The 21,154-nt window shown below is 36.1% G+C and carries 21 protein-coding genes and 3 pseudogenes; 8 read left to right on the forward strand and 16 right to left on the reverse strand.

From position 1 onward, the window contains the following. Nucleotides 1-16: 16 nt before the first annotated feature. Nucleotides 17-775, reverse strand: a complete 759-nt coding sequence (locus AC52CF_RS11870; protein WP_496517128.1) for a DUF4262 domain-containing protein — start codon at nucleotides 773-775, stop codon at nucleotides 17-19. An 806-nt stretch (nucleotides 776-1,581) separates the two neighbouring features. Here AC52CF_RS11870 and AC52CF_RS11875 point away from each other — a divergent pair. Beyond that, entirely contained in the window at nucleotides 1,582-2,061 is a 480-nt protein-coding gene (locus AC52CF_RS11875; RefSeq protein WP_496517129.1) for a Dps family protein, read from the forward strand. A 133-nt stretch (nucleotides 2,062-2,194) separates the two neighbouring features. Here the strand turns inward: AC52CF_RS11875 and AC52CF_RS11880 are convergent, their stop codons facing one another. The 6 genes and pseudogenes from AC52CF_RS11880 to AC52CF_RS11905 form a co-directional block, all read right to left on the reverse strand. Then, nucleotides 2,195-2,785: a LutC/YkgG family protein gene (locus AC52CF_RS11880; protein ID WP_312398364.1), complete on the reverse strand. Its 591-nt coding sequence runs from the start codon at nucleotides 2,783-2,785 to the stop codon at nucleotides 2,195-2,197. After that, on the reverse strand, nucleotides 2,775-4,163 hold the full coding sequence (locus AC52CF_RS11885) for a lactate utilization protein B (RefSeq protein WP_065720845.1): 1,389 nt from the start codon (nucleotides 4,161-4,163) through the stop codon (nucleotides 2,775-2,777). Before AC52CF_RS11885 ends, AC52CF_RS11880 begins: the two co-directional genes overlap by 11 nt. Nucleotides 4,164-4,206: 43 nt before the next feature. Beyond that, nucleotides 4,207-4,956, reverse strand: a complete 750-nt coding sequence (locus tag AC52CF_RS11890) for a (Fe-S)-binding protein (RefSeq protein ID WP_065720846.1) — start codon at nucleotides 4,954-4,956, stop codon at nucleotides 4,207-4,209. A gap of 140 nt (nucleotides 4,957-5,096) precedes the next feature. Beyond that, nucleotides 5,097-5,255, reverse strand: a pseudogene (locus AC52CF_RS11895) (pirin family protein); the annotation flags it as partial. 410 nt (nucleotides 5,256-5,665) lie between these two features. Further along, a complete protein-coding gene (locus AC52CF_RS11900) occupies nucleotides 5,666-6,271 on the reverse strand; it encodes a recombinase family protein (RefSeq protein ID WP_496517130.1) in 606 nt (201 codons plus the stop codon). A 578-nt stretch (nucleotides 6,272-6,849) separates the two neighbouring features. After that, a complete protein-coding gene (locus tag AC52CF_RS11905; protein ID WP_062676319.1) occupies nucleotides 6,850-7,050 on the reverse strand; it encodes a hypothetical protein in 201 nt (66 codons plus the stop codon). A 325-nt stretch (nucleotides 7,051-7,375) separates the two neighbouring features. On the opposite strand from AC52CF_RS11905, the gene AC52CF_RS11910 reads away from it, so the two are divergent. From AC52CF_RS11910 to AC52CF_RS11940, 7 genes are all read left to right on the forward strand, one after another. Continuing rightward, complete coding sequence (locus AC52CF_RS11910; protein WP_414847008.1) at nucleotides 7,376-7,807, forward strand: RrF2 family transcriptional regulator; 432 nt, start codon at nucleotides 7,376-7,378, stop codon at nucleotides 7,805-7,807. 57 nt (nucleotides 7,808-7,864) lie between these two features. Continuing rightward, entirely contained in the window at nucleotides 7,865-8,326 is a 462-nt protein-coding gene (locus AC52CF_RS11915) for a hypothetical protein (RefSeq protein ID WP_496517131.1), read from the forward strand. After that, nucleotides 8,307-9,083: a class I SAM-dependent methyltransferase gene (locus AC52CF_RS11920; RefSeq protein ID WP_496517132.1), complete on the forward strand. Its 777-nt coding sequence runs from the start codon at nucleotides 8,307-8,309 to the stop codon at nucleotides 9,081-9,083. Before AC52CF_RS11915 ends, AC52CF_RS11920 begins: the two co-directional genes overlap by 20 nt. A 16-nt stretch (nucleotides 9,084-9,099) precedes the next feature. Beyond that, complete coding sequence (locus AC52CF_RS11925) at nucleotides 9,100-9,522, forward strand: c-type cytochrome (protein ID WP_496517133.1); 423 nt, start codon at nucleotides 9,100-9,102, stop codon at nucleotides 9,520-9,522. Between the two features lie 43 nt (nucleotides 9,523-9,565). After that, nucleotides 9,566-10,291, forward strand: a complete 726-nt coding sequence (gene ric / locus AC52CF_RS11930) for an iron-sulfur cluster repair di-iron protein (protein ID WP_496517134.1) — start codon at nucleotides 9,566-9,568, stop codon at nucleotides 10,289-10,291. A gap of 12 nt (nucleotides 10,292-10,303) precedes the next feature. After that, a complete protein-coding gene (locus tag AC52CF_RS11935) occupies nucleotides 10,304-12,547 on the forward strand; it encodes a nitric-oxide reductase large subunit (protein WP_496517135.1) in 2,244 nt (747 codons plus the stop codon). Nucleotides 12,548-12,624: 77 nt separating this feature from the next. Then, nucleotides 12,625-13,041, forward strand: coding sequence for a hemerythrin domain-containing protein (locus tag AC52CF_RS11940; RefSeq protein WP_496517136.1), 417 nt, complete (start codon nucleotides 12,625-12,627; stop codon nucleotides 13,039-13,041). Nucleotides 13,042-13,974: 933 nt separating this feature from the next. Here AC52CF_RS11940 and AC52CF_RS11945 read toward each other — a convergent pair. The 9 genes and pseudogenes from AC52CF_RS11945 to AC52CF_RS11985 all read right to left on the reverse strand — a co-directional run. After that, nucleotides 13,975-14,225: pseudogene (locus AC52CF_RS11945) on the reverse strand (glutaminase); the annotation flags it as partial. A gap of 49 nt (nucleotides 14,226-14,274) precedes the next feature. Beyond that, a pseudogene (locus AC52CF_RS11950) lies at nucleotides 14,275-15,524 on the reverse strand (chloride channel protein). 66 nt (nucleotides 15,525-15,590) lie between these two features. Beyond that, entirely contained in the window at nucleotides 15,591-15,956 is a 366-nt protein-coding gene (locus tag AC52CF_RS11955) for a DUF488 domain-containing protein (protein ID WP_496517137.1), read from the reverse strand. 85 nt (nucleotides 15,957-16,041) lie between these two features. Then, the gene (locus tag AC52CF_RS11960; RefSeq protein WP_322924665.1) at nucleotides 16,042-16,443 is read right to left on the reverse strand and encodes a hypothetical protein; all 402 of its coding nucleotides are present in this window, start codon (nucleotides 16,441-16,443) and stop codon (nucleotides 16,042-16,044) included. A gap of 11 nt (nucleotides 16,444-16,454) precedes the next feature. Continuing rightward, nucleotides 16,455-16,715 carry a hypothetical protein gene (locus AC52CF_RS11965; protein WP_322924663.1) on the reverse strand — a complete coding sequence of 87 codons (261 nt, stop codon included), beginning with the start codon at nucleotides 16,713-16,715 and terminating at the stop codon, nucleotides 16,455-16,457. Nucleotide 16,716: 1 nt separating this feature from the next. Then, nucleotides 16,717-17,712: a cytochrome c gene (locus tag AC52CF_RS11970; RefSeq protein WP_496517138.1), complete on the reverse strand. Its 996-nt coding sequence runs from the start codon at nucleotides 17,710-17,712 to the stop codon at nucleotides 16,717-16,719. Next, the gene (locus tag AC52CF_RS11975) at nucleotides 17,712-19,445 is read right to left on the reverse strand and encodes a cbb3-type cytochrome c oxidase subunit I (RefSeq protein ID WP_496517139.1); all 1,734 of its coding nucleotides are present in this window, start codon (nucleotides 19,443-19,445) and stop codon (nucleotides 17,712-17,714) included. The genes AC52CF_RS11970 and AC52CF_RS11975 overlap by 1 nt, the downstream gene beginning before the upstream one ends. A gap of 93 nt (nucleotides 19,446-19,538) precedes the next feature. Next, the gene (locus AC52CF_RS11980) at nucleotides 19,539-20,138 is read right to left on the reverse strand and encodes a Crp/Fnr family transcriptional regulator (protein ID WP_062676334.1); all 600 of its coding nucleotides are present in this window, start codon (nucleotides 20,136-20,138) and stop codon (nucleotides 19,539-19,541) included. Between the two features lie 47 nt (nucleotides 20,139-20,185). Continuing rightward, nucleotides 20,186-21,070, reverse strand: a complete 885-nt coding sequence (locus tag AC52CF_RS11985) for an AraC family transcriptional regulator (protein ID WP_496517140.1) — start codon at nucleotides 21,068-21,070, stop codon at nucleotides 20,186-20,188. Nucleotides 21,071-21,154: the final 84 nt, after the last annotated feature.

Consider the following 21,154-nt stretch of genomic DNA (forward strand, 5'->3'; position numbering starts at 1 on the left):
TTTGTGTAAAGAAGTGTCATAGTTCATCCTCTGTATCTTCTCCATATTCCCAGTCATCATCCTTACTTTTTCTCCATGCACTCCATCCGTATTGCAAATGATAAAGTTTATTGATCGTCGGGTCAAGCTTAGTGATCTCTTCCAGGCAAACAAGTTTTGCATCATCAATATTCGGCTCGTCGCTAGTATGAAATTGCCAGTCACCATAATCGTTGTGATACACGTACAAAATAGGATCACCTTCCAGTGCCTGACTGGTAGTATAAACACCCAAGTTACGCTCTTCGTAAAATTTAAAACCCGTATTCCTATCCAGCAATGGTTGTTTAAATTTCCAGTCAGAATTAAAGTTTTCATCCCATGGAAAATTATGCTGTTTGTCGGGCCACACAACTTGTAAAAGAGGAAAATTAAAATTACCCTCATTAAACCAACCTGCATATCCAACATAATCCGGATAATATTCCTTATCCACTTCAAGAAACTGAATATTATAATCCTGCAAAAATCCGGGATATGACCTACCGCTACTAAGTGTTTCGCCACTTTTGATCAGGTCACCAGCATGATTAAGAATAGATGCCAACACATCTGTTTTCAACCCAAAACAGATGAGTTCAGGGTGTCCGAATTTTTTATACAGTCCAATGGTATAAACAAATGCAGGCAGATAATTATCTGGTTCAATTAAAGCCAGGTGTAAACCATATTTTTCAATATTATGAATGATCGCCTGTTTAGCTTCCTTATCGTGTTGTGCATGTTCTTCTATCATTATTCTAAATTCAAATATTTATTTTTAAGTAACCAACTTCTTAATTAGTCGTTAATGATCATTAAATTAATGATTGTTAGCAGATCCTATGTTGGAAAAGATATCGGCTAACTTATTAATTTGTTATACAATAGCGCATAACCTATTCCAATTTTCATCAATTCTTGATCTATGTACTCCGAAACATTTTTGGTAAATTTCCTTTCAATAATAGCATTAGGTATTTCGGTTTTGAAAAATCTATCTATAATTAATAGATTCATTATTAACATATTCAAAAACACCAATAGTAGTAGCTTCAATAGCTTTCTTTACAATACTTTGAACTTCATCTGAAGAATAGAATAATTTTTCTGCCATGTTATTATTTTTTAAACATTTTAGTTATATAATCATTATAACCAATATATTCAAATAATTAATTATCAAATTGCTGGTGTAAAATACAGCAAACATTCAGCAATTTGTAATCTAATCGTTTTGATAAACTTGTAGATAACGGTTCGGGGCTTTGCGAGGGAGCGGATTTTAGCACTACCTTTGATAGGAAGCACGGATGCTTAAATTTACGAAAAAGTTTCAGACAAAGCACTTCGCCCGCTCTCTTGCAAAACCCTTGTTACAGGCAGTGTTTCATTCTCGTCTGCTGCTGTAAGTTTTATCTTGTTGATTTTTTTGAGATAAATAGGTAGTAGGTTGCTTTTAAAACAATAAAAATTGTAAATTTACAAGACTGGTTCTAGACTTCACTAAGCGATATATTATAGTCTAAATTAATAATGGGTGAACAATTAAAAAACAAAATTATGGCAAAAGCAGATATTGGTCTTACACCAAAACAAACAGAAATCCTTGCAGAAATGTTAGAGCCTTTATTGGCTGATGAATTTTTACTTTACCTTAAAACCCGTAATGCACATTGGAACGTGGAAGGACCGGATTTTCATACGGTACACGTCTATTTTGAACAACTTTATACGGAATTGGAAAACGTAGTAGATCAAGTTGCTGAAAGATTAAGAAAATTGGGACATTATGCACCTGCAACGATGAAGCAATATCTTAGTTTAACGCATTTATCGGAACAAGGAGATGGAAAAAACGATAGTTTGAGCTATATGAAAAATCTTTTGGCAGACCACGATGCAATTATCGTCTATCTTCGGGAATGTATTGTAAAAATTGGTGATGAAGTAGAACTTGCTTACGGAACAAGCGACTATCTTACCACGTTAATGGAGCAGCACGAAACTACAGCTTGGATGCTACGTTCGCATTTAAAATAATATATCATCATCAAAAAGGCTATTCTCAAATCAGAGAACAGCCTTTTTTTATTGAAACATTTTTAAAATACAATTATAGTAAAAATAGTATTCCTGCTGAAAATTCTATATATATGGATTTTCAGCAGGTTTTTTATTTCTTCAGAAAAAACAAAGTCAAAGATTTTGCTCCTTGTGCACCACGAACCAAAACCGCTCCGATGTCGGCAGTTGCTGATGGTCCCATTACAAAACAGCCGTAGTTCACATCGAATAAACCGGGAGTATTGTAAGCAGTGTGCATATTTTCGGTAATATCGGCAGGGTCTAATAGCACGGCTAAATGCTGCGACAAAAACCCGATAGCATTCACTTTCAGCGATTTTTCCGTTACCCAAACCATTCCCATTTCTGCAACGCCAAATTCAGCCCGGAAAATTCCCAAATCCACATCTGCCAAATCTTGCGGACGAGCGATTTTGTTGATGTCTTTATTTCCTTTCCACTCATCGGTAGCTGAACAAACAACTTTTGTGTCAGACAGTTTTTCCTGCATTATTTTTTGAGCTTCTTCCACAGAAGAAACATCGTAAAAATCTACCGCTGCCAATTTCAGATTTATTTCAAAAAGGGATTTCAAATCCACATTCTCCTTTTCGTAAGTCGGGATTTTTGGGTATTCGGTTTTGGTGCGTTTTTTCAAACTTTCCCGTACCGATTGTAAAAATTCTTGTTTATTGCTCATTGCTTTTTCTGTTTTTAATATACCAATCCCTAAAAGTTTCTTTCTTTACATCGGGCAGTTTGCGGTGTGCCGCCCAAGGGTCGAGGGTTTTGTTTTCGGTGATGGCTTCGGGTAAAATATTGATAGCATTATATGCTACTTTTTCTACTACACGGAACAACTTCGGATTGCTCAATACTACGCCTGCTGCTTTAAACGCCATTCTCCGGCTGAAATCGACTTCCTTGTTTTTCATCATCACTTTACGCCAGTCCATAATCTGTTCGGCAATGTTGATGTGTACTGGGCAAACTTCGGTACACGAACCGCATAAAGACGAATGATATGGCAATTCGGAATATTTTTTTGGGTCAAAAGTGGGGTCAATAATAATACCAATCGGTCCGGAATAAGTAGCACTGTACGCCAAACCGCTGCTTCGTCTATATACAGGACAGGTATTCATACAAGCACCGCAACGAATACATTTCAGCGAAGTCCAAAATTCGTCCATCGCCAAACGTTTGCTCCGTCCGTTGTCTGTTAAAATAATGTGCATTTCCGAACCTGCTCTCGGTCCCGAAAAATGCGAAGTGTATTGCGTAGCCGGAGTTCCCAAAGCACTTCTAGATAATATGCGTATGAAAACACCCAAATCTTCTACTTTGGGCAATATTTTTTCAATACCGATACTGGCAATGTGTAAAGGCGGTAAACTTGCGGTGAGGTCGGCATTTCCTTCATTGGTACAAACAACAAAAGTTCCAGTTTCGGCAATAGCAAAATTTCCTCCCGTCATTCCCGCATCGGCAACCAAAAATTTTGGTCGGGCATTGTTCCGCATAGCGGTATTTAATGAGCTTGGGTCGGTATCGTTAGGATCTGTTCCAATTTTTTCTGCGAACAATTTTGCTACATCTTCTTTGGTTTGATGAATGGCCGGCATTACAATATGACTGGGAAGCTGATCCGACAACTGTTGTATCCGTTCTCCCAAATCGGTTTCTAATACATTTATTCCTTTTCCTTCCAGAAAAGGAGTCATTCCGCATTCTTCTTGCAACATCGACTTACTTTTGATGATGTTCTTTACATTATGGCTGCTCAAAATTTCGTAGGCAATGGCATTATGCTCAATGGCGTCTTTTGCAAAATGAACTTTGATGCCTCTTTTTTCAGCATTCTCTACAAACTGCTCAATGTATTGGTCTAAATGTGTAAGTGTATGCTCTTTGATGGTAGAAGCGAGATTTCGCAATTCTTCCCATTCGGGAATTTCGGAAGCGGCTTTATCTCTTTTTACTCTTGCATTCCACAGGTTTTTGTCGTGTTCCGTTACGTGAACATCGTCCTGATAGATGAATGCCGCTGCGTTTTTTTCTATATTGACTTTTTTCATTTTCTATTTCTTTTTTTTGTCAATTAACTTCGTGTCTTCTTTATCAAAAAGGTCCGTTATTCAACACCTGAGCCACGTGTAGAAATTTCAATCCGGTTTTTTCTTTGTCCGAAACGCCTTTTTGGTGCATCAGGCAAGACATATCTGGCGAAACAACGTATTCAATTTCGTTACGGACATAATCCGAAACTTTGTCTTGTCCCATTTTGGCACTTACTGCTTCATCGGTTACACAAAACGTTCCGCCAAAACCACAACATTCATCGGGTCTGTTGATGTGTTTGATATTGATATTCTGAATGGTTTTCAAAAGTTCTTCTGTTTTATTGAAGCGAGGTTCCTGCCATTCGGAGCGAGAACTGATGTGCAATCCCCTGATAGAACTGCAACTGTTGTGAATGGCGACTGTATGCGGAAATGATAAGTCAGAAAAATCCGTGATTTTCAGAACATCTGTGAAAAACTCCACTAACTCAATTGTTTTTGCCCGCATTGCCGTTACTTTTTCAGTTTGCTCGATGGCATCGAAATGAAGTTTTATTTGTTTCACGCAACTTCCGGCAGGACCAACGATATAATCTACGTCCAAATCCTGAAAGTTTTGAGCAAAAACTTTTTCCATCTTTGCCGAATTTTTCTGATCTCCTTCATTGGCAGTCGGCTGTCCGCAACAGGTTTGATTAAGTGGAACGACAACTTCTATGTTGTGTTTTTCTAATAATTCCAACGTGGCAATTGCAACTTCGGGATAGATAAGGTCTATATAACAAGGGACAAAAAGTGCTACTTTCATAATATTTTTGAAAAATTTTTCAAATTAAATTTACGATATTGTCAGTCTTAAATTTTATTCGTTAGTAATTTGGAATGATTATAGATTTGTAATTAAAATTCCATTGGTACTTCCATTACGAGAACCCAAGCCCATTCCTTTCCTGCATCAACTCTATCATCATTCAACACCCGCAATGCACCAAAGTGCATACGTTCGGGATTGTGATAATTTGCAAAACTAAACGTGTGATAGGATTATAACTAGCCGTGTCTTACGTGTTCTCTTGTTTCTACTTTGTTCAATATTGTTTTTGCCATATTGATTAAATTTTTATTGAATGTCCGTTTACCTACCTAAAGCTTCGACAAGTTCAGCTTGAAAATTTTGATAATCAAGTGTTTAGCATTAGCAGCATCATCCAAAGCTTGCCGAAGGATCTTTACAGTTCATTGATTATCAATACCTAATTTACATTAGGTGCCTTAGCGGACATTCAAAAATTTTTATTATGTTCTCAAGTAGCTCTTTTATTTTGTCTTTTATTGAGTTGGTAGTGCGATTGTGTAACATTGCCTGTAACGTTTGGCTTTACGCATTGCGTCAATCCATAATATATAATATTCGCAAAGCCATTATGGTACAAATATAAAATATTGTTTTAATTAATTGAAAATTAGTTAAAAACAGTTGTCATATGGTTCGATTTATTTTAGGATTGGCGAACTTTTTACTTTTTAAGGCCCATATTTTTTATCTCTTCGTCCGTATGATTATCCAAAATTTTAGCATACCGATAAAATGTTGCTCGAGTCAATCCCATAGGCTTATAAATATCTTCCGGACGTTTCGTGACATCCTTATATATATTACGTAAAAGTAATAGCTTCGAAATTGTTTCTGCAGTGTACCCCTTCGGTCTTCCGCCTAATCTACCTCTTGCTCTTGCAGATTGCAAACCAGCATTAGTTCTCTCTCTTATCAACTCTCTTTCATATTCAGCTAGGGAAGCCATTAAATTTAAAAATAGCCGCCCATTAATAGTTGAAGTATCTACACCATCTACAAGACCTTTTATTATAATACCTTTATCACTCAAACTTAAGACAAGATCAATAATGTTTTTCAAACTTCGACCTAATCGGTCAAGTTTCCAAACATAAAGTTCATCACCTTTTCTGAATTGTTCAATCATTTTATCAAGTTCGGGACGATTTTTCGTTGCACCCGAAATTTTCTCTTGGTAAATTTTCTCACAACCTGCTTTTTCTAAAGCTTCGATTTGTAAATCTAAATTTTGATCTTTGGTCGAAACCCGAGCATATCCTATTTTCATATTTTGTTACATTAAACTCATACCATGTAAATTTATGAAACTTTGTTTAATGATATGAGATTTTGAGAAAACTTATTGAAAAATTAAGATTTGAAAATCTACGGACACAAAAATCTCAAAATACCACCGAAATTTCTAAACATTAATTTTAAAGAAAATCAAATCTCAACTTTAGAAATTTTTGAAATTCTAAATAAATCATTCACTAAATAGTTCGAGACTTCTTCGGTTATGGGTACAAATTCATTGCAAACCCTCATCCACAAAGGGTTTGCAGTTTTATATTTTTAATTTTCCTTGAGCCTTAAATTTTAACTGTGTAAAAATTCGTGTAAAATGAAAACGTATCACTCCCCCTTAAAAGTATATCCTATGTCGTGGGATAAAAGAAATGCTAGCAACTTAAAAAAGATTGGGAAATAAGGTACATTTACTTCTGTGATGAATATCCACAAGGTAAAATTATCAGATTTAAAGGTATAAATCACTGTAAATCCCTTTCTGAAAAGCAGGATCACACTAGAATGTTAATGGAAAATGAAATTCTAGCACTATCTTGTAGAATTAATGATTGACGTTTATGCAGGTGATAATCTGTGGGATTTTAAATAAAGGGCAGTACGGTTGAGATAGGGAAAAAGAAGAATCAGCAACAGAAATGCTGCCAGTAGCCATATCATCATTTCATAATAATCCATGGCAAAACTTACATGATTCTGAACATTCATTCTTCCCACCAACAGTTTATTGGAAGCCTTTACAGCATGGTCTTCAAGCATTCCTCCAGCCGAAAGCTTAGAGCCTGTTTATGAACAAAGTCTTTTACAAAAGGATCCACAGCACTCAAGTGATCCTGAAAAGCATTGTAATGGCTGCTCTTTTCATAAAGTTCAAAAAAATGATCAGCGCTATACTGATACAAAATTCAAAATATCGTATTGCAGTTGCCGAAGAGCCGATGGACGCCGAAACTAATGATATGATAAAAATAATAGATGCTTACCAAACCTTTTCATGATCTTTATCAAGCCTCATTAAAATAAAAGAGTTTTTTATCTTTTATTAAAAATAAGTTTATATATTTGCACTATAAAATCAGTTACAATGTTTTCCAAAACCTGCGAGTATGCTTTAAGAGCTTTAATTTATATTGCCCAGCAGTCTAAAAATGACAGCAGGGTCGGAATCAAAGACATTTCAAAGAGCATTAATTCTCCTGAGCATTTTATCGCGAAAATCCTTCAGGACCTGAGCAGAAAAGGATTTGTACAATCCGCAAAGGGACCGAATGGAGGTTTCTATATGGATGAGAAAAACCTGGACACCAATATTGCTGATATTGTTAGGGAAATTGACGGTGATAAACTGTTTTCCGGATGCGGACTCGGGCTCGATCAATGCTCTGAAATTCATCCCTGTCCTCTCCATAACCAGTTTAAAAGTATCAGACAGGATCTTCGCATTATGCTTGAAACATCCAAAGTACAAATGTTTGTAGATAACCTGGATTTAAAATTGACCTACCTTAAGGCATAAAAAAATTTAAATCAATAAAAGATAAAAGGGTATTAATATATTAAATAATCCAAAAAAATGAAACTCTATCTTAAAAATCCTGTTATACTCATGTTATTTTGCATTATGGCAGGAATGTTTATAACAGTAAGCTTCGTAGAAACTCCCCTGAAGTTTCAGGTAGAGGGAATAACCCTTTCAACAGCTTTGGGGCTGGGAAAACTGATGTTCGGAATCTCTACAAAAATACAGGCCCTATTTCTGATCCTGATTCTGATATTCATGACAATCAGCCAGAGCCACTATACAAAATTGGATTTTACAATCACCATTGTTTTACTTTCTATCCTGGTCTTAGAACAGTTTTGGATGCTTCCGGTTTTAGATGAACGGGCAGATCTCATTTCGTCCGGTAAGCCACTGGCTCCTACTCCGCTGCATGATTATTTTATTTATGCCGAAACAGCAAAAGCCATCATTCTGATCCTGGCTGTTGTATTACAATTTAAAACCCAACCCAATGAAAACAGATCCTATTGAAAAAATGTCCGCCCACTGGCTGCTGGCCAAGATCGGTAAAAAAGTCCTTCGTCCGGGAGGTTTAGCGCTTACCCGAGAGATGCTGGCTATGCTGAATATTACCCCCGGTGATCGTGTAGTCGAATTTGCTCCGGGTCTTGGTTTTACCGCAAAACTCACTCTGGAAAAAAATCCGGCATCTTATATAGGCATTGATGCCGAACAGGAGTCTGTAAACCTGTTGAAAAAGAATTTCAAACATACTTCTGCACAATTTCAACTGGGAAATGCGGCACAGAGTTCACTAGCTGATCAATCCGCCGATAAAGTATATGGTGAAGCTATGCTGAGCATGCATGCCGATCACAGAAAATCTGAGATTATTCAGAAAGCTTCAAGAATCCTGAGACCTAAGGGCTTTTATGCCATCCATGAGCTGGCCCTCGCTCCTGACAGTCTGGATGAAAATGTAAAATTACAGATTCAGAAGGAGCTCGCTTTAACCCTGAAGGTAAATACCCGTCCACTCACCATTCCGGAATGGACTCATTTACTGGAAAAAGAGGGATTTAAGGTTTTAAAAACAGAAACAGCACCGATGCACCTGTTGGAAATTAAAAGAATAATCAGCGATGAAGGCTTTTCCGGATTCCTGAAAATCGCGGGAAATGTAGTCATGCAGCCTAAAATCCGTTGCAGGATAATGCAAATGAGAAAAACATTCAAAAAATTTGAGAACAACCTTTGTGCGGTGTCCATTCTTGCACAAAAAGTATAAATCATTATCAATTATTATGAAAGCACAACTTATAAATATAGCAATGATTTTGAGTGTATTAGCAATAAACTTATCATGCTCTGACAAAAGCGGAACAACTCCTATACCAGTACCTGAACCTTCCACAGGACAGGCGCCGTCAGAACCTGTCAGTACCCTCGAACCGGCTGTTGCCCCAAACACTTCCGGTGATCCCGGCCTTACATTGATTGAAGGAGCTGATTGCCTTGCCTGTCATAAAATAGATGCCAAATTAATCGGGCCTTCTTACCAGGATGTAGCTGTAAAATACACCGAAAAAGATATTGATCAGCTGGCTCAGAAAATCATTGACGGAGGAAAAGGCAACTGGGGGGATATTCCGATGACGCCTCATGAAGGATTAAGCAAAGACGACGCTCAACAGATGGTAAAGTACATTCTTTCGCTCAAAAAGTAATCAAAAAAATTTAAAATAATAAAAGACAAAAAAGTATTATATTATGAATACAAGAACAGATTTAATAGGAAATATGGTAGCCGAAGACTTCAGAGCCGCTGCTATCTTTAAAAGACACGGAATCGATTTCTGCTGCAAAGGCGGAAGAACGATAGAAGAGGCCTGCAGCAACAAGAAACTCGATCCTGAAAAAATTTATGCAGAACTGGAGGCAATCCCAAAAAACGAAAGCTCTTCCATCGATTTCAACAGCTGGCCACTGGACCTTCTGGCAGATTATATTGAGAAAACGCACCATCGTTATGTAGAAGAGAAAACTCCTGTCTTGCAGGCCTTCCTGGATAAACTATGTAAAGTTCACGGGGGCAGGCATCCTGAATTATTCGAGATCAACACCTTATTTAATGAATCAGCCCACGACCTGGCCGCTCATATGAAAAAAGAAGAGCTTATTCTGTTTCCTTTTGTAAGAAATATGATTAAAGCTAAAATATCAGGCAGCCATCTGTCACAACCAGCGTTCGGCACCGTGGAAAACCCGGTGAATATGATGCAGCATGAGCATACTGCGGAAGGAGAACGCTTCCGAAAAATAGCGGAGATCACAGATGAATATCTTCCCCCTGCCGATGCCTGCAACACATACAAAGTAGCCTTTGCCATGCTCCAGGATTTTGAAAATGATCTGCACAAGCATATTCATCTGGAAAACAATATTCTTTTCCCAAAGGCCATTCAGCTGGAAAAAGAATTTACTGTTGAATCTTAAAAACTTCTCCGAATGACACCTAAAAAACTTTGGATAGGACTTGCTATTGTGATGATTGCCTCATTTGCAGTTCTTATATTTTACGGAACCGAAATCTATAGAAAAGTTCCTCCGATTCCGGATCAAATAGTAAGTGCGGACGGTACAGTGATTGCCACGGGGCAGGACATTAAAGATGGTCAGAATGTATGGCAGTCTATTGGAGGACAGACCGTGGGAAGCATCTGGGGACATGGCGCTTATATTGCCCCTGACTGGACTGCCGATTATCTTCATCGGGAAGCGGTTCTTCTGCTTGACGAACTGGCCAAAAAGGAAGGTAAGACATACAAAGAACTTCCTGATGATGAACAGGCAAAGTATCAGGTACTGCTGAAAAAGGAGCTCCGTACCAATACTTTCAATGAAAATAAAAATGAGATCGTCTTTTCTCCTGAAAGAGCAAAAGTACAAAAGCAACTTTCTCAATACTACTCCAGATTATTCATGAATGATCCTTCCATGTCGGAACTGCGTGATCAGTATGCCATTCCCAAAAATACCATCAAAGATAGAGGAAGGATGGCCAGAATGAATGCCTTTTTTGCATGGAGTACCTGGGTTTGCATCACAGAAAGACCCGGAGATGATGTCACCTATACCAACAACTGGCCTCATGATGAGGCTGTAGGAAATGTTCCACCTCCATCGCTTCACCTGTGGTCAGGATTCAGTGTATTGTTACTGTTGGCTTGTGTTGGACTTCTGGTATTTTATCACGCAAGGAATAAAGAGGAAGAAATCAACGAAGCGCTTCCTCTTGAAGATCCTCTGCGGAATATGAAGCCTACTCCATCTATGAAAGCTACTTTAAAATATATCTGGGTGGTTGCCTTACTAATCCTGGTTCAGATGCTTGCCGGAGTCATTACAGCCCATTATGGAGTCGAAGGAAGTGGTTTCTACGGCATTCCTTTAGATCAGTTTCTTCCTCAATCTGTTTCCAGAAGCTGGCATGTCCAACTGGCAATATTCTGGATTGCTACCTCATGGCTGGCTACGGGATTGTACATAGCACCAGCGGTTTCAGGATATGAGCCCAAATATCAGAAATTGGGTGTCAATGTATTGTTTGGAGCGTTACTGATCGTTGTGTTAGGATCTTTAACCGGGCAATGGCTGGGAGTGATGCAAAAATTAGGGTTGGTAGATAACTTTTTATGGGGACATCAGGGATATGAGTATGTAGAATTGGGGAGAATCTGGCAGATTTTATTGCTGATCGGGCTGATTCTCTGGCTGATTTTGATGGTAAGAGCATTACTTCCTGCTTTAAGACGTAAAGACGGAGACCGCCACTTACTCCTTTTGTTTACTCTTTCTTCTGTAGCAATTGCCATGTTCTATGGCGCCGGTCTGATGTATGGAAGGCAAACTCATATGGCTATTGCCGAATATTGGAGATGGTGGGTTGTACACCTTTGGGTAGAAGGTTTCTTTGAAGTTTTTGCTACCGTAGTGGCGGCATTCTTATTTACAAGATTGGGATTATTACGCCTGAAATCCGCTACCAATGCCGTATTATTTTCTACTATTATTTTCCTTGGCGGAGGTATTTTAGGTACTTTCCATCACCTGTATTTCAGCGCTACGCCTACTGCTGTGCTTGCTTTGGGGGCTACCTTCAGTGCATTGGAAATTGTACCTCTTGTCCTGATTGGTTATGAAGCCTATCAGAATTATCAGCTCAGCAAATCTACAAAATGGATTCAGGCTTACAAATGGCCAATATATTGTTTTATCGCCATGTGCTTCTGGAATTTCCTAGGAGCAGGAATCTTCGGATTTGCCATCAATCCTCCGATTGCCCTGTATTATATCCAAGGATTAAACACAACGGCCGTTCATGGCCATGCTGCCCTGTTCGGCGTATATGGAATTTTAGGAATCGGATTAATGATGTTTGTCCTCAGAGGTCTGTACCCGGACCGCCAATGGAATGACAAATTAATTGGTTGGGCTTTCTGGCTGACCAATATCGGATTATTGGTTATGGTGACGATAAGCCTTCTTCCTATAGGTATTATGCAATCGGTAGCCTCTATTAAAGAAGGATACTGGTATGCCCGTTCCGCAGAATTTATGCAGACGGATATCATGCATTTCTTAAGATGGATGCGGGTTCCCGGGGATATTTTACTAGCTGCCGGAGAATTTCTGCTGGTTGTTTTTATCATCGGGTTAAAATTCGGCTGGTCATTGAAAGAAAAACGATAATATAATCTTTACTTTAAACCTCATAGGTTTCAGAAACTTATGAGGTTTAGTTTCCTCTTTAATTTTTTTTAAAAATCATGAAACGTAACAAAAATATAATTCTTCTTTCACGGGATCATCATTTCGGATTGCTTTGCAGCTGGAAAATCAGACAAGGACTGAAGAAGGAAATTGAAACGGACAGAATTAAAAAGTATATTCTTCACTTCTGGCACAATTATCTGGAAGAACATTTCAGAGAAGAAGAACAGATCCTTTGTGCTTATCTTGAGGATGAATATACTGAACGCATCCGGTCAGAACATGCTCAGATAAAGGTACTGGCTTCTCAAATCGAACACTCGGAAGATACCCGTCTGCTTTCTGATTTTGCGGTACTTCTTGAACAACATATCCGTTTTGAAGAACGGAACTGGTTTCCCCATTTGGAGGAAAAACTTAACAATGCTGTTCTGAACTGGATCGGAAAAGAACTGGATCATATTCACCCTTAGAAAAAAGAGGTGTATGCTGATGAGTTCTGGAAATAACTTCTATTAATATTATATCTTTAAACTATAATTCCGGAAAAAGTTTTAAAGCAGTATGGATACATTATTGAGGTAATGGTATTTATTTGAACTGCTTTCTAAAAGTGATGGGTGAGACCCAGCGCTTTTTGTAAAAAAACGGATAAAATAGGCATCATCCTTGTAATTCAGATTATAGCAATTTCTTTACCGTAATTGAGATGTGAGCCAGAAACCTTTTACTTTCAAGAATAATATGATTTTTTATAATTTCATTGGGAGTTTCCTTACTGACAAGTCCTATTTTTTACTTAAGTTTTTAAGAGTAATGAAAAGCAGGTCTGCATAATCAGCAACCGTATGGAGTTCTTTGCTTCTCGATCAGCTTACTGAACTTTCTCAAAAACTGTACATTTACCTGCTGCTCAACATCAACCAATTGATGCTGCTCCTTTCAAATTCTTGTAGATTTCAATTTAATCATTTTTAAAAGTATTCACAACACTTCCTCCGTATTTGAATCTTCAAGTTCCATTTCAGACTAGATTTCCCCTATGATCCTTTGGATGTCAGCAGACTGCTCTTGATTCAAATTAATAGATGGGATTTCAAAGACATTATTGTATAATATTCCATCACAGGCTACTTCCTGGTCATGTATTTCTACACAGTAAAAGTCTTTATTAAAATTCATGAGTTGCCCTCCAATTGTTTCGAAAGGTTTTAGTACCACATTTGGATTGATAAATAACAACGAATCAGTTTGCATTTATATTTCTTGAAAATCAACCTGTATGATAGCATTTTCAGGAATAAAAAGAATTTTGATATGATCAGCCTATGGCTGTCAATAATTGGTCTCCTAAAAATGATTGCTAAATTCTACGTTGCCAAATTGTTTGTAAGAAAATTCTTTGATCATTTAATAGCTAAAAAACAATGGTAATTATAATTCCCAAAAATTGAGTCTTCCGTTACTCTCGTTAATTCTTCCAAGGATTTCATTCCTCTGTACGAGTTTCCTTTTAAATTTAATTTTGGAAACCATACCGAAACGATATAATGTTTAGGCATGTTGCTACAATTTCGCTCCGTACGCCACTTTTTCCAGGCAAACCAACTCGGAAGACAAATTCTCCTGATTCGTCACAAAACCCGCATGTTTGCATAAATTATTTGTTTAATTTACACACTTTTAAGAAAAGAAAACAGACATTATTAGCTTTTAATATCATATGAATATACATTATAGGGTATAATTCTCCTAGCTAAGTTTTGCGAAGCCCAACATCCTAATAATACTGGAAAGAATAACACATATCCGTTAGGTGTTAGATTACATACCAAGAAAAGTGCAGTTAAAGGAGCATAAATAGATGCTGATAAAGTAGCGGCAGCCCCAACCAACACAAAATTTACATAAATTAAAGATGTTCCAAAAAAAGTATTGCAAAAAAGAGCAAAGGTAAGTCCCAAGAATGCACCTGCAACAATACTAGGCGCAAAAACACCACCATCTCCTCCAGCGCCAAGAGTTAGAGCAGAAGCTAATGGTTTTAATAAAATTAGAAAAAGAAGAAAAAGAAAGGAGTAACTCTTGGGATGGTTGAGAATTTCCGATAATGAATGATAACTATCGCCATACAAAAACGGAAAACAAAATATTAGCCCCCCTACAATTAAAGCTCCTAAATTTACCCTCAAAAAATTATTGGAAATTCCTGAAAAAAAATCTTTAATCTTAATAACTAAAACTGTAAAATAAACAGATAAAACACCTCCTAATAAACTTAAGATTACAAAAAACGGAAGCGCAGTCCATTTCCATCCAGTAATTTCAAAAGAGAGTAATGGTTCACTTTTTATAAAACAAAGAAAAATAGCGGAAATGGTAGCAGATGCAGTACAGCTTATAAAAAGTGTTTTATTAAACTTTCTTGCAATTACTTCCATAGCAAAAAGCCACCCAGCAATTGGACTTCCAAATAAAATACTTACCCCAGCAACAACCCCAGCACAATAAGTTCCAATTTATAAATATTTGCAGAAAAATGTTTTTCGTATATCGTATTTCCTAGAGTTGCTGTTGCAACGACCGTAGATACTTCAATTCCTGTGGAACCGCCGAAGATTACAGTAAGAAATCCATTAAAATAATGTGATGGAATCTTGAAAAGAGGTAGATGATTTTTTCTTTGATCAAGAGTTTTGTAAATTTCGGTGATTCCTTTATTTTTTCTATTCAAAAAAAAGTATTTTCTTAAAAAGTAGATTGCTGTAATCCCAATCGTTGGCAGAAAAATAAAAATTAAGGTATTTTCTTCTTCTGCAAAATGAAATATGAGCTTTTGAAAATATTCAGTAATTAACTTTAATGAGTATCCTAGAAAAGAAGCGCAGATACTTATTATGATAGAAATTAAAATTAATCTGAAATAATGGTGTCTTTGTATGCTTTTTCTTTTCATTACCAATATAAATTCAATTTTTTCACAAAATTAGGTGCTGGATTGATGGATTCAAAAAGAAATCTATCATATTTTATCATTTAAAATCATATTTTCTAAATATTTTTTTAAAATCAAAGGATGGCAATGCTGCTCATCTTTAGCACCATAGACCAAAGTGATGATATCTTGTTTTTTATTTCGATTTAGAAATTCTTTTCCAGAACCATTTTCTTTGAGTTCGGTTTCGTATTTTTCTGAAAAACCCTTCCAAAGTTTAGGATCATGGTGAAACCACTTTCGGAGTTCATTAGAAGGAGCTAACTCTTTATTCCATTCTTCAATATGGGCATTTTCTTTAGAGATTCCTCGAGGCCATAATCTATCTACTAAAACACGGTATCCATCTGTAGGAGAAAAAGTTTCATAGATTCTTTTGAGTTTTATTTTCATTCAGTGTAGTATTAATGTTAAATAAATTAAAAAAATCGTCAAAATTTATCGTGACTAGGTTAATAAAAATAGACAAATATTTAATTTAAAGACTAAAATTCGTAACAATATAAAAAGCTGCCCAAGCTATAAATATCAAAGCGATAACCCAAACCCAAACTGGAATAGTTCTCGGGTTTTCACTTCCTTTAATAATAAAACTCTGATTTCTACCTGTATCATACGCATTGATCATCAATGGTAATATTCCGTTGACGGTTTCATTGTTAGATAGCCCCTCCATATGAATGATCGGTCCATTACGCACATTAAAACGAGTAATTTTCAGGCCTTCTTTATTATCAAATTTGCTAACAATTTTTAAAGTGTGTTCTCCGTCTGCCAATTTCGTGGTATCGAGATTGAAAACTATAGGCGTCTGAAGTTCAGCAATAGGATTCGGTTCCTCATCTATATATAAAAAGACTACGGCATTATGTTTTGACATTTTTCTAAGATTTAAAAATCCAATATATTATTTTTGATATGTTTCTTGCTATTCTCGTTTGGTTTGATTAAGAATTTGAAAGAATAAAACAATGTTCCTAGGGTAATTATTGTAATAATTGTCACAATAACCCAATCCCAGTTTGATTCAGGACCCGTACCATGTGTAAAGTTTTGGGTTATTTTGGGTTGCTGAAGTCTACAAGCATCACAAGCCTGAACATATTCAGTCCAAAGAACAAAAATAGGGATTATAAACTTTAATTTTTTCATACTATTTTATTTTATCCATGATTGTTTTTACTTCTTCAGCAGTTACTTTCTTACCATTATTTCCCCAGCTTGTTCTTTCATGATTAATGATAGCAGCCACATCTTCAGGTTTGAAATTAGCATTGGTCCCTACTGCTGGCATTTCTCCAAATTGAGGTGCCAGACCGTTATATCCTTTCATAATAATAGTAACATACAGTTCCAGATTATCTCCTAAGACTACTTTGTCACCTTTCAATGGTGGGAATGCTCCCGGAACTCCTTCTCCGGTTGCCTGGTGACAGGTGGCACAATTGGCTACAAATAAAGCTTCTCCATCAGGAAGATTATCTCCTCCAACACTTCCTTCAGTTTTTTTCTCTTCTTTTTTGTACAAAAATTCTCTTGCCGGAGTACTCTTAGGAAGTTCGGTCTGTTTAAGACTGAGAAGATATGCCACCAGGTCACTGGCATCTTTTGATGGAACAACTTTTCCTTTAATTCCTTTTTTAAACGCGTCAGGAAGACTGATTTCCTTATCTCCAGGATCAAGTTGATCTTTAATTAGGAATAACCATTTATAAGAAGGCATGATCGATTGGGGAACTACAGATCTGGGGTTGAATAGGTGGGAGTATTGCCAGTCTTTACTAGATTGTCGGGCTCCGATATTGGTAAGATCGGGACCTGTTCTTTCTGTTCCCATGAGGGTAGCAGTATTCTGGAAAAGATTGAGTCTTTTGTTTCTGGCATAATCTACAGCCAGGCTTGGACGGTTACCGAATACCTGGTCCATGTCTACATTACGAACCTGCTGAGTATGACATGCTACACAACCTTCACGGATATAAATTGATTTCCCACGGCTTTCTTCTTCTGTAAGAGGTTTACTTCCCTGTAAAGGTTGATATACTTTTTGGTTGTTCAATGCAGGAAATATGCATATAAACAGGGTCAGAAAAAGGAAAAATGCCAATGCTGAAGAAAAAAGTTTCTTATGGTCACTAAAAAAATCCATTATGCTTTTGTTTTTTTATTGTGAATGATTTCTAAAATATCGTCTGGTGTCTGAGGAAGTTTAATTTCTTTTTTAGGCTTTATCATTCTGTAAAAATTATAAGCAAAGATGATGTGTGACAACCACATCATTGTTCCTCCGATCGCTCTCCAGAGCCAGAAAGGCATCATATGCATAACTCCTTCAATAAACGGTTGTTTCTCCATCCACATCATTCCTTTTTCTGTAGAGCCTATCATTAGTGAAACGGTATATACTAAAACCCCAACCAAAGCTAACCAAAAATGTAATCCGACGGTAATACTTGGTGGTTCACATGAAGTAAGTCTTGGTACTAAGGTATAAGTGAAAGACCATAGCATAAATGTAATAATCCCGTACATCGTTAAGTGTGAATGGGCTACCGTAAAATCAGTAAAATGCCATAATAGATTGGTAGATCTGAAAGCTTCTGCCGTTCCTTGCATTGAGCCTGTAAAGTAAAAAATAATAGAAACTACATAAAAAGGTAGTACATAACTCAGTTTCAGGCGATGCCATGATCCACGAATTGTCATCATAAAATTAATACTGCCTGCTGCAACAGGAATCACCATGCCCACACTAGCAACAATAGCAATAGTCTGCATCCACCATGGGATAGCACTAAAAATAAAATGATGTGTCCCAATGAGAGTATAAAATAAAATCTGTGTCCAAAACGCAAGTATACTCAAACTATAAGAGTACACCGGACTGTTCAACTCTTGTGGAAGAAAATAATACATTAATCCCAAATTGAAAAACATAAACCACATCCCCACCCCCTGATGCATAAAATAACCCTGCGTTATGGTTTCTCCCAAACCGTCTTGCCAAAATGGAAGATAAGCAACCACCAATATGACTACAACAAACATCATAGCCGAGACTACATACCAATTGGAAACATAGATTTCTTCTGTTTTTCGGAACGCGATCGTATTGATATGATTATAAATACTAATTATAATTCCTGTAGCAAAAAGTAACATAACTGGCCAGATATATTCCCTGTACTCTCCGCCACTATTATTGATTCCCGCCATTAAGCAAACGCTACCAAGAAATACAGCAGAATTCATTAATATTAAAGTCACATATCCTATCTTAAGATTGAAAATTTTTGTATTTCCCACCCTTGGAATGACATAATATGAGAAACCTACCATTGCCATAGATGCCCATCCCCAAAAAACCATATTGGTATGTACGGGTCTAAGCCTTCCGAAACTCAACCAGCTGATATGGTCAGCATCCGGAGCGACAAATTTTATTCCAAGATATTCACCAACCGTGGTTCCCATAAAAAGCCAGAATACACTAGTGCCAAGAAACCAAAGGATTAATTTTTTTTCCTCATCCGGAATTTTAATATTCCTTCCCTCCTCTCTTTTGGTTTGCAGAAAACGGATTTCATGAATTTCATTTGCTTGGTCTATTAACCCACGCGGGTCTTTTACTTGCTTATTTGCGGAAAGTTCGTTTCCTGAAAGTTGGAATTCAAGTTCTTTTTTTCGTTCCTCCAACGCAGAAATTTCGCCTGGCTGCAGATGACTCAGATGCTCATATATCCTTTTAAGTTCTTTTTTTTTCAATGTATCAGAAATCATCCGATTTACTCTTATTAAAATAAGAATAAGTGCAAAAATGATGGGAATCAAAAAAAGAACAATTGTAATTTGTAAACCAGGCTCATTAAGAAGTTCGTCCATAGTATAAGTTTTAAAGAAACAACTTTATTTACTTAAAACTACTTTGAATGCTTAATTTTCTATTATGATTGAAATCACAACTGGTTAGTTTATTTAATAGTAAATTAATCCTTTTTTTATCTTCAGCAGATTATTTTTTTCCATTAATTTAATAGTTCGTATAACAGTTTCTACACGCAATCCGGTTAGATTTGCCATCTGTTGGCGGGTTAACGGAACAATATATTCGGAATTTAAACCATTTTCTATGCAATAGATATTCTTAAAATAATTCATTAAAGTTTTAAGTCTCGTAGTAGGGTCATTAGAAAATATATGTTGAGACATGATCATTTTATAATATAACCTGCGTGAAAGGCTTTTGTTAATTTCTATCGCATATTTAGGATATTCAGTCAACAGTTTAAAAAAATCTTTGGAAGAAATCTGTATAATATCACAATCTGTTAAGGCTATGGCATTAGTTGGATACTTTTCATTAATAAATAATAAGACTTCGCCAAATCCTTGTGGTGCATTGATAATATTCTGAATGAATTCTTTTCCATCTTCACTGTAATTATTAAGCTTGACCGTTCCTGATATAATTTGAAAATAACTCTTACAGGTTGAATTTTCCTCATAGATAAAATCTCCACTACTATACTGCGTGATATTGTAATTATAATCTTTTATATGTTTTTCAGAAATCATTTCTATTAATCGTAATTTATTAAATTTATAATACTATTGAATGATTTTTAATACTTATTATAATATTGCTTTCGGAAGGCCTCGGGGGTAAATGATGTATATTTTTTAAAAAATTTCACAAAGTAAGACGGGTCTGAATAATTTAATGCTTCAGCAATATTTGTAATTGATAAATCAAAATTCACCAAAAGTCTTTTAGCTTCCAGAATAATCCTATTTCTAATAATTTCACCAGCTGATAGGTTAATTTGTTGCTTACATATAAAGTTCAATTGATTAGGTGTTATATTTAGAAAAGTTGCATAATCTTTGGGTAATTTATATTGATGAAAATTAGTTTCTAAAATCTCTATAAACTGCTTTAATATTAAAGAATTATAATTCGTGTTAATAAATATAGTTTTGGAGATAGTATCTTTTCCAGCAAGTGCACAAATCTGAAGTATTAAAGATGCTATCATTATTTGTGACCAAGATTGAATGTCGGTCATTTCTGTAATAATATTTTCAAAACAAACTTTCAACTTACGTTGGTTTTGCTTTGAAATATTTACCATCTGGTCACTTTCAAATAAATTAAAAAATGGAAATTGATCAATTAACGAAGAATTGATCTTCAACTGATCAAAAAAAGTAGTGGAAAAATTAATTACATAACCTTCTGTATTTTCATCCAATCTCCAACTATGAACCTGTCCCGGACGCATAAAAAAAATCTTTTCTGGAGCAACGTCGTATGTTTTGAAGTCGATTAAATTTTCACCATATCCTTTTACAAAATAGGTAACATGATAAAAAGAATGGCGATGAACTTTTGTTGTTCCAGGATTTTGATCTAAAAATTCTGAAAATCTATCAATGGTAAATACTTCATTAATTGAATTACACGTCGACAGACCTTCAATTTCAAATGTTGGATAAACCTCCTTCATACTTTATTGCTGTAATATTTTAATCATCATAAAAATAGCTATTTTTTCGATGATTAACACCATAAATAAATGATAGTGGTATAT

The organism is Chryseobacterium sp. 2P (assembly GCF_059579425.1).